Consider the following 14,840-nt stretch of genomic DNA (forward strand, 5'->3'; position numbering starts at 1 on the left):
GGGGTCCGCCATCTCTGTCGCGGGGGCGCACGCCGCGTCGGCGGTGCATGCGGTGTGCCTGAATGAACGCGATGAAGCCGGACGCGGCTTGCGCCGCTGCTACAGGGGGGTGAATGTGGCTACGAGGTGTTCCTTGGCGGGCTTGCGCAGGCGCTTGATCAGCCGTTCGTGGCGCAAGGCTTCGCTTTTGCTTGGCCATGCTTCCACGTACACCAACGCCACTGCCGGGCTGGACAGGAAAAACCGCGCGCCCTTCCCACTCTGGTGCTTGGCGAAACGGCGCTGCGGATCGTCACTGATGCCGCAGTAAAGCGAGCCATTCGCCGCGCGCACCAGGTAGACGTACCAAGGCTTGGGTGGCGCGATAGCGGTCATCGATTCAGCAGCGTCTGTGAGCAAGCAAAATCACTCCACCTTAGTCGCCACCGCACCTACATGCAGCGTACGCCCTGCACCCATGCCGGCGGCCGTGGCCGCGACGCCGATGACGGCGAACACCCAACCCACTGCGCCCCACCCACCCGTCATGTCGTGCACCAGGCCGACCGCAAAGGGCCCCATCGACGCGATGGTGTAGCCCACGCCCTGAGCCATGCTCGATAGATTGGCCGCCACATGGGCATCGCGCGAGCGCAGTACGATCAAGGTCAGTGCCAGCGCGAACACCCCGCCCTGGCCCAACCCCAGCACAATCGCCCAGCCCCACATCCCGCCCAGCGGTGCGTAAAGCAGGCCGAACAACCCAGCCAGGCTCAGCGCCATTACCGCGAGAATCGGCAGGCGCTGGTCACGGCCGCGGGTGGCCAGCCATGGCACGGTCAACGCGCTGGGCAACTGCACGATGATCGAGAATGACATGACCAGACCCGCTTCCGCAGCCGATAAACCGCGCCCGATCAGGATCGACGGCAACCAGCCGAAGACGATATATGCCAGCGAGGACTGCAGCCCCATGAACAGCGTGACCTGCCACGCCAACGGATCACGAAACAGCCCACTGACACGATAGCGAGCGCGCTGCACACCATGCTTCTGTCGCGTCTGCGGCCACCAGAACACCGCAGCCAGCAACGCCGGCACCATCCAGAACGCCAGGCCGATGCGCCAGCTGTCATCGAAATACTGGCTCAGCGGAACGCTGGAACCGGCCGCCAATGCCGCTCCCAGGCATAACGCCATGGTGTAGACGCCGGTCATCGTGCCGGCCTGTCGGGCGAAGTCGCGCTTGACGATGCCAGGCAGCAGCACACCGATGATCCCGATACTGCCACCGGCCACCAGGCTGCCGATGAACAAGCCCCAGATGCCCAACTGACTGCGCAAAGCGATACCGGCCGCCAGCACGAGCAACACGCCAAGGACCACGCGCTCGCTGTCGAAGCGGCGAGCCAGCAAAGGCGCCAGCGGCGCGAAAAGGCCCAGGCACAGAACCGGGAGCGTGGTCAGCAGACCGGCCGTCGAGCCGCTCAGGCCGAGGCTGGCAGAGACCTGCGCAAGCAACGGCGCCATGCTCGACAGAGCCGGACGCAGGTTGAGCGCCACCAGCACCAGACCAAGGATCAGCAACCAGGGTTTATGCAGCGGCGTGACGATATCGCGACTCGAAGGGGTACAGTTGGCAGTAGGCATAAAAGTCCAGAAACGAAAGTGCGGACCATTGCCAGGACGAGAATGCCTGGTGGTCTCTTGGATACGGCTTTGAACGAAGAAGCGTAGAGCCTATTGCCAGCAATGGCAAATGCCTGGCTAGCAGTGTGTCCTTCAGACCGCGGCGCGCCCTTCGCGGGCAGAGCCCGCTCCCACAACTGGGCCCCATAACAGGCGCGGATCCCCTGTGGGAGGGGGTATGTCAGCAAGGGCAAATGCCTGGCTGGCAGTGTGCCCTTCACCCCGCAGCGCGCCCTTCGCGGGCAGAGCCCGCTCCCACAACAGGGCTCCACAACAGGACCTCACAACAGGCGCGGACCACCTGTGGGAGCGGGCTCTGCCCGCGAAGCAGGCGCCGCGGTGCAGCAGACCTGAGACGAAAAAACCCGGGCACAGGCCCGGGCTTTTCGTTTGCTGCAAACAGTGATCAGTGCAGGATCTGACTCAAGAACATCCGCGTCCGGTCACTCTGCGGGTTGTCGAAGAAGTCGTTCGGCGCGGCCTGCTCGACGATCTCCCCCTTGTCCATGAAGATCACCCGGTTCGCCACGGTGCGGGCAAAGCCCATTTCGTGGGTCACGCAGAGCATGGTCATGCCGTCTTCGGCCAGGCCGATCATGGTGTCGAGCACTTCCTTGACCATTTCCGGGTCGAGCGCCGAAGTCGGTTCGTCGAACAGCATGATCTTGGGCTTCATGCACAGCGCCCGCGCAATGGCCACACGCTGCTGCTGACCACCGGACAACTGACCGGGAAACTTGTGCGCCTGCTCCGGAATGCGTACGCGCTCCAGGTAATGCATGGCGATTTCCTCGGCCTGGCGCTTGGGCATCTTGCGCACCCACATCGGCGCCAGCGTGCAATTCTGCAGAATGGTCAGGTGTGGAAACAGATTGAAGTGCTGAAACACCATGCCCACTTCGCGACGTACCGTTTCGATCTGCTTGAGATCATTGGTCAGCTCCACCCCGTCGACGATGATGGTGCCCTGCTGATGCTCTTCCAGACGATTCAGGCAACGAATGGTGGTCGACTTGCCCGAACCCGAAGGCCCGCACAACACGATACGCTCGCCTTGGGTCACGTTCAGGTTGATGTCCTTGAGCACGTGGAACTGGCCGTACCACTTGTTCACGCCTTGCATCTGGATAATGCCCGGAGCGCCGGCCGGTTTCTTGATCGCTTCACTCATGATTAAGCTCCTAACGCTTGTGGCCAGTGTCCAGCTTGCGCTCCAGGTGCATGGAGTAGCGGGACATACCGAAACAGAAGATCCAGAACACCAGGGCCGCGAACACGTAGCCCTCGGTCGCCATGCCCAGCCACGCCGGGTCGGCTGCCGCCTGCTTGACGCTGTTGAGCAGGTCGAACAGGCCGATGATGATCACCAGGCTGGTGTCCTTGAACAATGCAATGAAGGTGTTGACGATGCCCGGAATGACCATCTTCAGGGCCTGCGGCAGGATCACCAGACCCATGCTGCGCCAGTAGCCCAGCGCCATGGCCGAAGCCGCCTCGTACTGCCCCTTGGGAATGGCCTGCATACCACCGCGCACCACCTCGGCGACATAGGCCGACTGGAACAGGATCACGCCGATCAGCGCACGCAGCAGCTTGTCGAAGTTCATGCCCTCAGGCAGGAACAGCGGCAGCATCACCGAGGACATGAACAGCACGGTGATCAAGGGCACACCGCGCCAGAACTCGATGAAGGTGACGCAGACCACCTTCACCGCCGGCATTTTCGAGCGACGGCCCAGGGCCAGCAGAATCCCCAACGGCAAGGCACCGGCGATGCCGACAGTGGCGATCACCAGGGTCAGCATCAGACCGCCCCACTGGCTGGTGGCCACGTTAGGCATGCCGAACGCCCCGCCGTGCAGCAGGAAGTAGGCGATGATCGGGTACAGCACCAGGAAACCGATGCCGTAGACCGCCTTGCGCTTGAACCGCGAGATGAACAGCGGCGCCACACCCAGAACCGCCAGCCAGACGGTCAGGTCGACGCGCCAGCGCAGCTCGGGCGGGTAGTAGCCATACATGAACTGTCCGAAACGTTGCTGGATGAACACCCAGCAGGCGCCTTCCTTGGTGCAGTCGGCACGGGTGGTGCCGACCCAGTTCGCGTCGAAGATCGACCAGCTCAACAACGGCGGTACGATCAGCCAGATCAGGTACAGCGATAACAGCGTCAGCAAGGTGTTGAGCCAGCTGGAAAACAGGTTCTGGCGCATCCACGCGACCGGGCCGAACACTTTGCTCGGTGGTGGCTGGTCGGGTTTGAAAATATGGGTCGTCATGCGCTCATCCTCACCGTTCGATCAGCGCAATGCGCTTGTTGTACCAGTTCATCAGCAGGGAAATGCTGATACTGATCGCCAGGTACACGCTCATGGTGATGGCAATGACTTCGATCGCCTGCCCCGTCTGGTTGAGCACGGTACCGGCGAACAGCGAAACCATTTCCGGGTAACCGATACCGGCAGCCAGCGACGAGTTCTTCGCCAGGTTCAAGTATTGGCTGGTCAGTGGCGGAATGATCACGCGCAGGGCCTGCGGGATGATCACCTTGCGCAGGGTCGGGCCGTTGCGCAGCCCCAGGGAATGCGCCGCTTCGGTCTGGCCGTGGTTCACCGACTTGATGCCCGAACGCACGATCTCGGCGATGAACGCCGCGGTGTACACGGTCAGGGCCAGGGTCAGGGCCAGCAGTTCCGGGATCAATACCCAGCCACCGACGAAGTTGAAGCCCTTGAGCTCGGGTTTTTCCCAATGCACAGGAGCGCCGAAGATCAGCGAGCACAGGGCCGGCACGACGATCAGGATCGCCAGGCCCACCCAGAACTTGTGGAACGGCTCGCCGGTGGCTTCGAAGCGCTTGGTGGCCCATTTGGACATCAGCACGATGCCGACGATGGCCAGGATGACGCTGATCACGAACGGCCAGAAGCCCGGTGCAGCAAGGGCAGCCGGCATGTTCAGGCCGCGGCTGCTGACGTAGAAGCTGTCCATGAAGCCATGGGCGGCGCGCGGCCCAGGCAGCGTCAGAAACACCGCGAAGTACCAGAACAGGATCTGCAGCAGCGGCGGGATATTGCGGAACACCTCGATATAGATCGTCGCCAGCTTGTTGATCATGAAGTTGGGCGACAGCCGAGCCACACCGATCACGAAACCCAGCAGGGTTGCCAGGATGATGCCGATGATCGACACCAGCAGGGTGTTGAGCAGGCCGATCACGAACACGCGCGCGTAGCTGTCCGATTCGGTGTAGTCGATCAGGTGTTGGGCAATGCCGAAGCCGGCACTGCGTTCAAGAAAGTCGAAGCCGGAAGTGATGCCCCGGTGTTGCAGGTTGGTCTGTGTATTGTTGAACAGAAACCAGCCCATACCGACCACCGCCACAATGGTGATGATCTGGAAAAGCCACGCACGCACACGTGGATCAGTCAGGGACAGGCCCTGCTTGGGTGCGCCGATTTGATTTTGCATGGAAAGCCCCAGAGGAGAGGGAGAACAGCGCCTGACGGCAACGTGCCGTCAGGCGCAGGGCCGATCAGCGTACAGGTGGTGCGTACTGGATACCGCCAGCGTTCCACAGAGCGTTCTGGCCACGGTCGATCTTCAGCGGGGTGTTCGCGCCCAGGTTGCGCTCGAACATTTCACCGTAGTTGCCGACCTGCTTGACGATCTGTACCACCCAGTCTTTCGGCAGTTTCAGGTCCTTGCCGTATTCGCCATCGGCGCCCAGCAGACGAGCCACGTCGGGGTTCTTGGTCGACTTGGCTTCGGCTTCGACGTTCTTCGAGGTCACGCCCGCTTCTTCGGCGTTGAGCTGAGCGAACAGGGTCCACTTGACGATTGCCAGCCAGTCTTCGTCGCCACGGCGTACCACTGGGCCCAGAGGCTCCTTGGAAATGGTTTCCGGCAGCACGATGTAGTCGTTCGGTGCGGCCAGCTTGCTGCGCTGGGCGAACAGCTGCGACTTGTCGGAGGTCAGTACGTCGCAACGGCCGCCTTCCAGGGACTTGGCGCTTTCGTCGGAAGTGTCGAATGTGATTGGGGTGTACTTCAGGCCATTGCCGCGGAAGTAGTCGGACACGTTCAGTTCGGTGGTGGTACCGGCCTGGATGCAGATGGTTGCACCGTCCAGTTCCTTGGCGCTCTTCACGCCCAGCTTGTTGTTCACCAGGAAGCCGATGCCGTCGTAGTAGGTCACGCCGGCGAAGACCATGCCCATGCCCGCATCGCGGGAGCTGGTCCAGGTGGTGTTGCGCGACAGGATGTCGATTTCACCGGACTGCAACGCGGTGAAACGCTCCTTGGCGTTCAGCTGGCTGAACTTGACCTTGGTGGCGTCGCCGAACACGGCGGCAGCGACGGCACGGCAGACGTCGGCGTCGATACCAACGATCTTGCCCGAAGCATCAGGAACGGAGAAACCCGGCAGGCCGTCGGAGACGCCGCACTGTACGAAACCTTTCTTCTGGATGGCGTCCAGAGTGGCACCCGCCTGAGCGAAGCTGCTCACGCCCAGAACGGTCGCAGCGGTCAGTACAGCCAGGGTGGATTTCAACATCTTCATTCAAAACCTCCAGTTGCTCTTGTTGTGTCCGAGCTTGAATTGCGCTGCACCTAAATGAGGCGGTATCGACCCGTGTCGGCTAGTTGTTGGGTCAAGCATCAATCGCAATACAAGTGATGAACCCGAGTGGCCAGATGGCGCGACCGGGATATGCAACGCTTGCCCCCGCTCCCCGCAAGGTCCGACGCAGTGCCCTGCGGCGTCTTTCGCGATCATCGACGGATTTCCATAACCCGGGTGGACTGCTCTGCGTCAGTTCCGGAGGGCCGTATAGTGTTACCGCCGATGAGGATGCTGGTATTACGCCAGTTACATAGCAAGCGCCGTACCATAGTGGTTACCGAAAGCGTTTAAGTGCACGTCAATAGAAAAACTTGTAGCCTTGCGACATCTTCTTCAGAGATCGCACCATCGCGCCCCGTCGCACTGCACTCAAACAGAGCGGGCGCCCCACAACGGAGCAACCATGACTGATCCCTTGATCATCGAACCGAACCACACCGCCGACGCCTGTGTCATCTGGCTGCATGGTCTGGGCGCGGATAGATATGACTTCCTGCCGGTAGCAGAAGCCCTGCAGCAACGCCTGCACAGCACGCGCTTCGTACTGCCCCAGGCGCCGACCCGCGCGGTCACCATCAACGGCGGCTACGCCATGCCCAGTTGGTACAACATCATTGCCATGAGTCCGGCACGGGCGATTGACCAGGGTCAGCTGGAAGCGTCTGCGCAGATGCTTTGCGGCCTGATAGAGGAGCAGCAGGCGAGCGGGATCGCGCCGGAGCGAATCTTCATCGCCGGGTTTTCCCAAGGCGGCGCGGTGGTCCTGCACACGGCCTACATCACTTGGACAGGACCGTTGGGTGGGGTGCTGGCGCTGTCGACCTATGCGCCGACCTTCGACGAGAAGATCGAGCTGGCCGCGAGCCAGCAGCGCACCCCGGCACTCTGCCTGCATGGGCAGAACGACGAGGTGGTGATCAATGCCATGGGCCGCAGTGCCTACGAACACCTCAAAGGCTGGGGCGTGGACGCAGCGTGGCGGGAATACCCCATGGGTCACCAAGTGTTACCGCAAGAGATCGCCGATATCGGCGACTGGTTGGCGCAGCGGTTGCACTGACCCCAGGCAGGCCATTCACGGCCAATGACCGCTCCTACACATCCCTCGTAGGAGTGGTCATTGGCCGCGAACCAGGCGCCCTGGTGTATCTGCCATACATCGGTACACCCTTCACCCGCCTTTCCCACATCCAGCACTCTTCTACCGTCGTGCGCGATTCTTGCATTACACTGCCTGACGCACATTCCTTAACCAATCGATGAGAAGCCCGTGCTCAAAGCACTCAAGAAGATGTTTGGCAAGAGCGACGCACAGCCGCTTGCTGCCGACACTGGCGCCACCCGCGCGCTACCCGTCGACACTGAAGAATCGACCCCGCCGACCACTGCGGCGGTTGCACCGGCCGCCAGCCCTGAACCGGCAGCAGCCGCTGCACCCATCATCGTCGAAACGCCCCGCCGCCCTCGCCCACCCAAGCCTGTGGCACCGGCCTGGAACCGCGCCGACTTTCAGGTCGCCCCGCAGGAAGGCAAGACCCGCTTCCACGACTTCGCGCTCACCGACGAGCTGATGCACGCCATCCACGACCTCGGTTTCCCCTATTGCACGCCGATCCAGGCGCAGGTGCTGGGTTACACCCTCAAGGGCCGCGACGCCATCGGCCGTGCCCAGACCGGCACCGGCAAGACCGCCGCCTTCCTCGTGTCGATCATCTCCCAGTTGCAGCAGACGCCTGCGCCCAAGGAGCGCTTCATGGGGGAGCCGCGCGCGCTGATCATCGCGCCCACCCGCGAGCTGGTGGTGCAGATCGCCAAGGATGCCGCAGGCCTGACCAAGTACACCGGCCTGAACGTAATGACCTTCGTCGGCGGCATGGACTTCGACAAGCAGCTCAAGCAGCTCGAAGCCCGTCACTGCGACATCCTGGTCGCCACCCCCGGTCGCCTGCTGGACTTCAACCAGCGCGGCGAAGTACACCTGGACATGGTCGAAGTGATGGTGCTCGATGAAGCCGACCGCATGCTCGACATGGGCTTCATCCCCCAGGTGCGTCAGATCATTCGCCAGACCCCGCCCAAGCAGGAGCGCCAGACCCTGCTGTTCTCGGCCACCTTCACCGAAGACGTGATGAACCTGGCCCAGCAGTGGACCACCGACCCGGCCATCGTCGAGATCGAACCTGAGAACGTCGCCAGCGAAACCGTCGAGCAACACGTATACGCCGTCGCCGGCAGCGACAAGTACACGCTGCTGTACAACCTGGTCACCGGTAACGATTGGGAGCGCGTCATCGTGTTTGCCAACCGCAAGGACGAAGTGCGCCGGATCGAAGAGCGCCTGGTGCGCGACGGTGTGAATGCCGCGCAGCTGTCCGGCGATGTGCCGCAACACAAGCGCATCAAGACGCTGGAGGGGTTTCGCGAAGGCAAGATCCGCGTGCTGGTGGCCACCGATGTGGCAGGCCGTGGCATCCATATCGATGGCATCAGCCATGTGATCAATTTCACCCTGCCCGAAGTGCCGGATGACTACGTTCACCGCATCGGTCGTACGGGGCGGGCCGGCACCAGTGGCGTGTCGATCAGCTTCGCAGGCGAAGACGACTCCTACCAACTGCCTTCGATCGAAGCGCTGCTGGGCCGCAAGATCAACTTCGAAATGCCATCAGCCGAGCTGCTCAAACCGGTAGTGCGCAAGCACAGCTAATCCCTGTAGGAGCGGTCCGTGGCCGCGAAGGCCTCACCGCGCCGTCCTTTTGTGGGAGCGGGCTCTGCCCGCGAAGGCCTCATCGCGGTACACCTGCTCCACAGCACCGATCTCTTGTGGGAGCGGGCTTTGCCCGCGAAAAGGCCGCCACCGACCTTCAGATCACTCCCAGCGCTGGGCCGCCTGCTCGTCGCTTTCTCGCCCCTGCACCCAGCGCGGGCCATCCTCGGTGTTCTCCTTTTTCCAGAACGGCGCGCGGGTCTTGAGATAGTCCATGACGAAATCACAGGCCTGAAACGCCGCCTGACGATGGGCGCTGGCCACACCGACGAACACGATCGGCTCACCCGGTTCCAGCGCACCGACACGGTGCAGGATCTCCAGTTTCAGCAGCGGCCAGCGCTGCGCCGCCTCGACAACGATCTTCTCCAGAGCCTTTTCCGTCATCCCAGGGTAGTGCTCCAGCAACATCCCGCGCACTTCGAGCCCGTCATTGAAATCGCGCACGTAGCCAACGAAACCCACCACGGCGCCCACCCCGGTATTGGTCTGATGCAAAGCGTTGAGCTCGGCACCGGGGTCGAAAGGTTCGTGCTGCACGCGAACGCCCATGCTCAGCCTCCGGTAACGGTTGGAAAGAATGCCACTTCATCGCCGTCGAGCAGCGGCTCGTTCAACCCACACATCTCCTGGTTGCGGGCGCACATCAGGCCCTTTTCACCGAGCACTTCGCGATCGCCGCGCAGGATGAGGAATTCACGCAGCGTCTCGACATTGGCGAACTCACCCTCTACCACTTCCTCACCCACCCCCAGCAATTCGCGATAGCGGGCGAAATACAGCACCTTGCAGTTCATGATGCATCCGCCTGGAAATGGCCACTCTTGCCGCCCAGCTTCTCCAGCAGGCGCACCGTTTCAATGACCATGCCGCGATCCACCGCCTTGCACATGTCGTAAACCGTCAGCGCAGCCACGCTGGCCGCCGTCAGGGCTTCCATTTCCACGCCGGTCTGGCCGGTCAGCTTGCAGCGGGCGTGGATCAAGACGCTGTCCTCGCCATCGGCTGCCAGCTCGACCTTGACGCCGGTCAGCATCAGCGGGTGACACAGAGGAATCAGATCGCTGGTCTTTTTCGCCGCCTGGATGCCAGCAATGCGCGCTACCGCGAAGACATCGCCTTTGGGGTGCTCACCGTCGACGATCATGCGCAGGGTCTGCGGCAGCATGCGAATGCGCGCCTGGGCCACGGCCTCGCGAAAGGTCACCGCCTTGTCGGTCACGTCGACCATATGGGCGCGGCCTTGAGAATCGAGATGAGTCAGCACGGAAAGACAGCTCCTGGATATGAACCTGAGTATGAAGGGCTCGAGTGTAAACCCGATGCCTGTTTCCTGCACAAGGCCAGGCGCTCCTCCTCGGAAAATTCGCAGATTCTTTGGGATTTGGATGACTTTGCGCAGCCATCGAGCCTTCGATAATCGTCCCGCCTGCCGTGATCCACGCGCCCCCCAGTGTGGACCGCCGCAGGCGCCCCATCACCCAAAGGAGAAACCCCCTGATGAAATCTCGCTTGCTCGCATTGCCCCTGGCCCTGCTGATGACCGGCTCGGCCTGGGCCGACCAGCGTATCGACCACGTCTTGACCGTCACCGCCACCATCCCAACCGACAAGTTCTTCGTCGAACCGCTGGGCGGCAACTGGATGAACGACCCGCAGAACATGAGCTTCAAGCCAGTGGACGGGACCCTGGAGCCGATCCGCAAGCAGCTCTCGGTCAAAAGCAGCAGTGGCGCCATCAAAGCCAAGCTGCTCAACTCGCCAGCGATGACCAGCGGTGCCAACACGATCGCGCTGAACGTCAAGATCGGCAGCCAGGTGCTCAGCACCAAATCGGAAATCGTGACCACTGCCGCCGACGCCGCTGCCGGTAGCGTGGTCGACTTCCTGGTCACCGCAGGCGCCAAGCCCACGACCGGCTATGTACCGGGTAACTATCAGGGCTTGGTCAACCTCGTGTTCGAAACTCCAGATCCAAAGTGATCGCGCTTCCGCTTCTGAGCTGAACCCTGCCTCCCGGCGGCGCGCCTGTGCGCTCGACCGGGCGGCATTTGCCTGTGTGATACCCATGACGAGAACCGCCACATCGGTCTTCAGAGAACGTTTGGCGGCGGGCATGCTGTGCCTGGCGACGTTGCCGACCACGGCATCCGCCGACACACCCGCTTCCTTTAACCCCTTGGGCGTGTTGAGCCAGGCCGAAGGCTTGCCGCGCGAATTCAACGACCACTTCTTCGATGTTCCTCTGGCAGTACGCGTGGACCTGGATGGGCGCCTGCTGGGCGAAGCACTGGTCATGCTCAGCCGTGATGAAAAGGTGCAACTGATCGAATTCACCGGCAGCGAAGACAGCCAGGAACCCGACGCGCAACGGCAACGCTGGAGCGAGTACCTGAGCGACCCACAACCGCTGGGCAACTGCGCCCGAGACTGCACCAATGACTTGCTGGCGCTGCATTACAGCCTGAGCAATTCACAGCTTTCCATTCTGACCCGTACCGTCGAGCGTCTCAGCGAAGAGGAGCGCTACCACGCGCTTCCCGCGCAAGGCAGTCACGGCGTCATTCTGCGCAACCAACTGAACATCTCCGGCAATGAAGCCGACCAGACCGGCCGCTATGCATTGCAAGCCCAAGGCAGCGTCGGCCAATGGACCACCCTGGGGCAGCTTCAGGTGGACCGCTCCAGCGACACCCAACAGCGCACCCGGCACCGCGTCGACCAACTGTACGCCGAGCGCCTGGAGCAGGGTCATTTCTACCGCCTGGGCTACTTCATGCCCGATGCCCAGGGGCTGATGCGCCAGCCGCGCCTGCTCGGCGACAGCCCGGACACGGCGCTGGGCATCATGTATGGCAGCAGCGACAGCCTGGCGGTAAACAGCGCCAATCCCAGCGCCACGCCGATCTACGTCACGCCGAACCGGCCCGGCGTGGTGGAGATCTATCGCAACGGTGCGCTGATCAATAGCCAACCGGTCCAACCGGGCTTGCAGGCAATCGACACCAAGGTGCTGCCCGGCGGCATCTATGACGTGGAAGTACGCTTGATCGAAGATGGTCAGGTCACCGCCAGCACGGAGGAATTCATCTACAAGCCGTCCAACTGGAGCAATCCCGACGAGCCTTGGCGCTACAACCTTTACATGGGCCAACGCACCACCTGGCTGTCCAACTGGGAAGATGATGACGATACCAGCATGACCGCCGGGGCCTTGTTCAACTACCTGGCCCACTCGCGACTGGTACTTGGCGGCTCGCTGCAGCACGTCAGGGGCTTCAACCAGTATGGCGTTTCCGCCGACTGGGACGCGCTGGACACCCTCAAGCTGTACGCCAATGTGTTCCAGACCGACGAGCACGGCCATGGCTACGACCTGCAGGCGTTATGGAACTACCCAGCCGGCAACCTGGTGCTCAGCCGCAGCCAGACCTGGCAGCAATACCCACGCCTGCGTGGCGAGCTTGTGCGCGCACCGGGCCAGGAAGTCACGCAGACATCGCTGTCGTGGCTGCACCGTCTGGACCGCCGCATCAGTACCACCAGCCGTGTTTCGCAAACCAATGGCCTGTATGGCGGCACCTCGGTGGACCTGGGTCTGACCTACCATGGCAGCTTGCTGGGCTCGCTGGCCAACTGGCGCACCTCGGTATTCGATCGACCAGGCAACCCCGGCACCGACAACCAGCGCAACCGTGGCATCAACTTCACATTGAGCATGAGCCTGGGCGACGACGGCCGGCGCTTCTCCGGCACGCTCGGCTCGCGCACCGCGCGCGATGGCACCCGCGACCAGAACCTGTCGCTGACCTATCAGCAAGCGCTGGACCACCACACCTTGCGCAACGTTTCCACCACCCTGAGCGCCGACCGCTACGGCGCCGGGCTGGCAGGCAACATGCAATTCCAGAACCGCGCCGTGTATGGCGACGTTCATATGCAGAACTCGTCCTACGACAACACCCTCAGCGGCGGGCTGAACCTGGAAAGCACCGTGGCCGTGGGTGGCGGCAAAGCGGCCATGAGCGGTGATGTGCAAGCCTACGACGCCAGCATGATCGTCGATGTGATTTCCGACCTGGACGACCTCACCCTGCGCGCCGACAACCTGCAAGGCCCCAGCGCCCAGCTCAAACCGGGCCGCAACGTGATTCCGGTCAATGCCTATCGTCCAGGCCAGGTGCAGTTCGATTTCCAGGGCCTGGACGCCCACGCGGCGGTGATTCAGCCCGCCGGGTTCAGTTACCACCTCAATCGAGGCGGGGTCGATTATCACCAGGTGCGCATCATGCGTACGGTCACCGTGCTGGGGCGCCTGCTGGACGTACGCGGCGCACCGATCAAGGGAGCGCTGGTGATCAACCATGCCAGTCGCAGCCTGACCGAGCCCGACGGATTCTTTGCCGTGGAAATGAGCGAGTCCACGCCCACTCTGGAGGTCCGCCAGCGTGGCGGCAGGCTGTGCTTCATCAAGCTGGATGAGCGCCATGCACGCCGCGAAAACGAAGTGCTGTTGGTCGGTGACCAGCAGTGCAGCCCCGACACGCTGGCAGGCGCCGGCCTCAACCGTGAAGGAGACGCCGGATGAGGCGCCTGATCCTGTTCGCAAACCCTGTGCTGGCCGCGCTGTGTCTGGCCGTGCTGTTTCTGGCCAGCAACGTCGCCCGTGGTTCGGAGGCGGTGATTACCGCAGAGCTCAGAAATGGGGTTTTTATCAACACGACCCCCAGGGCACATTTCTGCAGTGTTTTCGCTTCAGGCAGCTTTTGCTGGAATACCTGGTCGGTCAACCTGCCGCTCAGCTACTACAAATCCATCAACCTGGAGACCACCAACGAGCGAGAAATGATCTATGTACGGGCGCCGAGGGTGATGACACTCCAATTGACCAACCAGGCCACTCATGAGACCGCCCAGGCCACTCTGCGCCCTCAGTACATCAGCCAACGCGCAAGCCATGCCACTCATCGGGTGATGAGCTATGCCGTCGCCGGTGTCAACGGCTGCCAGAGCCTGGGCGCCCATTACAACGGCAGCGACCATACTCGCCATCTGTGGACCATACCTGCAGGCGCCTGCTACAGCCCACCGACTGCCGTTGCGGCGGTCGAGCAGTCTTATGTCAGCGAACTGGGCATGACCTTCTTTCCCGAGTTTCCCAAACCCGAAACCTTGAGCCCCGGCCTCTGGGAAGGCGTGGTCACCCAGCGCGTCGGGCCGGGGGCCGAGTTCGATTTCGGCGAGACATACGGCAACAGCGCAGACTCCATTACGGTGCGGGTACAACTGACGATCAAACACGACATCCGCGTGGACATGCCTGCAGCCGGTACCGAAGTGGCCCTGGTCCCACCCAGAGGCTGGTACGACTACAACAATCACAAAGTAGTGCCCGAGCGCTTGTTCAAGGATCTGCCATTGCGGGTATGGGCGGGCAGTACCTTCTCCGTCTATCTGGAGTGCCAATACCCCAATACACCGCGCTGTCGCATCATCGCGCCGGTGGGTGGAGCAATTGGCTCCCATGCCGTGGAGGTCGATGTGACGCTCAGCTTGCCGGGGCCATTCACCAGCAGCGGTCAACCCGTTGACCACCTCGTACTGCAATCGCGCGTCGCCAACGCCAAGCTGATTACGCCTTCTGGCACTGCCGCCAACCAGCCCGGCACCCTGCACCTGAACATCGGCAAAGCCGCAGTCAGCCGAATGCTCTCCTACCCCGGTGCCCAATACCGCGGAAACATCACCGTCGTTTTCGACGCCAACCCATGAGGGTCC

At 62.3% G+C, this 14,840-nt stretch carries 14 protein-coding genes; 5 read left to right on the plus strand and 9 right to left on the minus strand.

Annotated elements, in window-relative coordinates:
- Window positions 1-99: 99 nt before the first annotated feature.
- The 6 genes from QMX89_RS17530 to QMX89_RS17555 all read right to left on the minus strand — a co-directional run bounded on the left by QMX89_RS17530 (window position 100) and on the right by QMX89_RS17555 (window position 6,232).
- Complete coding sequence (locus QMX89_RS17530) at window positions 100-375, minus strand: GIY-YIG nuclease family protein (RefSeq protein ID WP_049861822.1); 276 nt, start codon at window positions 373-375, stop codon at window positions 100-102.
- 30 nt (window positions 376-405) lie between these two features.
- Window positions 406-1,629, minus strand: coding sequence for a CynX/NimT family MFS transporter (locus tag QMX89_RS17535; RefSeq protein WP_282349191.1), 1,224 nt, complete (start codon window positions 1,627-1,629; stop codon window positions 406-408).
- 445 nt (window positions 1,630-2,074) lie between these two features.
- On the minus strand, window positions 2,075-2,839 hold the full coding sequence (locus tag QMX89_RS17540; protein ID WP_056844941.1) for an amino acid ABC transporter ATP-binding protein: 765 nt from the start codon (window positions 2,837-2,839) through the stop codon (window positions 2,075-2,077).
- Between the two features lie 10 nt (window positions 2,840-2,849).
- A complete protein-coding gene (locus QMX89_RS17545; protein ID WP_090356317.1) occupies window positions 2,850-3,947 on the minus strand; it encodes an amino acid ABC transporter permease in 1,098 nt (365 codons plus the stop codon).
- 10 nt (window positions 3,948-3,957) lie between these two features.
- Window positions 3,958-5,139, minus strand: coding sequence for an amino acid ABC transporter permease (locus tag QMX89_RS17550; protein ID WP_282349192.1), 1,182 nt, complete (start codon window positions 5,137-5,139; stop codon window positions 3,958-3,960).
- 64 nt (window positions 5,140-5,203) lie between these two features.
- Complete coding sequence (locus tag QMX89_RS17555; protein WP_049861817.1) at window positions 5,204-6,232, minus strand: amino acid ABC transporter substrate-binding protein; 1,029 nt, start codon at window positions 6,230-6,232, stop codon at window positions 5,204-5,206.
- Window positions 6,233-6,698: 466 nt separating this feature from the next.
- Here QMX89_RS17555 and QMX89_RS17560 point away from each other — a divergent pair, with 466 nt between their 5' ends.
- Complete coding sequence (locus QMX89_RS17560; protein WP_282349193.1) at window positions 6,699-7,355, plus strand: alpha/beta fold hydrolase; 657 nt, start codon at window positions 6,699-6,701, stop codon at window positions 7,353-7,355.
- A gap of 210 nt (window positions 7,356-7,565) precedes the next feature.
- On the plus strand, window positions 7,566-9,002 hold the full coding sequence (rhlB, locus tag QMX89_RS17565; protein WP_282349194.1) for an ATP-dependent RNA helicase RhlB: 1,437 nt from the start codon (window positions 7,566-7,568) through the stop codon (window positions 9,000-9,002).
- A gap of 162 nt (window positions 9,003-9,164) precedes the next feature.
- Here the strand turns inward: rhlB and moaE are convergent, their stop codons facing one another.
- The 3 genes from moaE to moaC are packed head-to-tail and all read right to left on the minus strand — an operon-like array spanning window position 9,165 to window position 10,329.
- The gene (gene moaE, locus QMX89_RS17570) at window positions 9,165-9,614 is read right to left on the minus strand and encodes a molybdopterin synthase catalytic subunit MoaE (protein WP_049861814.1); all 450 of its coding nucleotides are present in this window, start codon (window positions 9,612-9,614) and stop codon (window positions 9,165-9,167) included.
- 2 nt (window positions 9,615-9,616) lie between these two features.
- Window positions 9,617-9,859, minus strand: coding sequence for a MoaD/ThiS family protein (locus tag QMX89_RS17575; protein ID WP_049861813.1), 243 nt, complete (start codon window positions 9,857-9,859; stop codon window positions 9,617-9,619).
- On the minus strand, window positions 9,856-10,329 hold the full coding sequence (gene moaC / locus QMX89_RS17580) for a cyclic pyranopterin monophosphate synthase MoaC (protein WP_282349195.1): 474 nt from the start codon (window positions 10,327-10,329) through the stop codon (window positions 9,856-9,858). Before moaC ends, QMX89_RS17575 begins: the two co-directional genes overlap by 4 nt.
- A 233-nt stretch (window positions 10,330-10,562) precedes the next feature.
- On the opposite strand from moaC, the gene QMX89_RS17585 reads away from it, so the two are divergent.
- From QMX89_RS17585 to QMX89_RS17595, 3 genes are all read left to right on the plus strand, one after another.
- Window positions 10,563-11,045, plus strand: a complete 483-nt coding sequence (locus tag QMX89_RS17585; RefSeq protein WP_282349196.1) for a CS1 type fimbrial major subunit — start codon at window positions 10,563-10,565, stop codon at window positions 11,043-11,045.
- An 85-nt stretch (window positions 11,046-11,130) separates the two neighbouring features.
- On the plus strand, window positions 11,131-13,650 hold the full coding sequence (locus tag QMX89_RS17590) for a TcfC E-set like domain-containing protein (protein WP_282349197.1): 2,520 nt from the start codon (window positions 11,131-11,133) through the stop codon (window positions 13,648-13,650).
- Complete coding sequence (locus QMX89_RS17595) at window positions 13,647-14,834, plus strand: hypothetical protein (RefSeq protein ID WP_282349198.1); 1,188 nt, start codon at window positions 13,647-13,649, stop codon at window positions 14,832-14,834. The genes QMX89_RS17590 and QMX89_RS17595 overlap by 4 nt, the downstream gene beginning before the upstream one ends.
- Window positions 14,835-14,840 lie beyond the last annotated feature (6 nt).

The sequence above is a fragment of the Pseudomonas sp. PS01301 genome (assembly GCF_029960215.1).
Classification (GTDB): Bacteria; Pseudomonadota; Gammaproteobacteria; order Pseudomonadales; family Pseudomonadaceae; genus Aquipseudomonas; species Aquipseudomonas coleopterorum.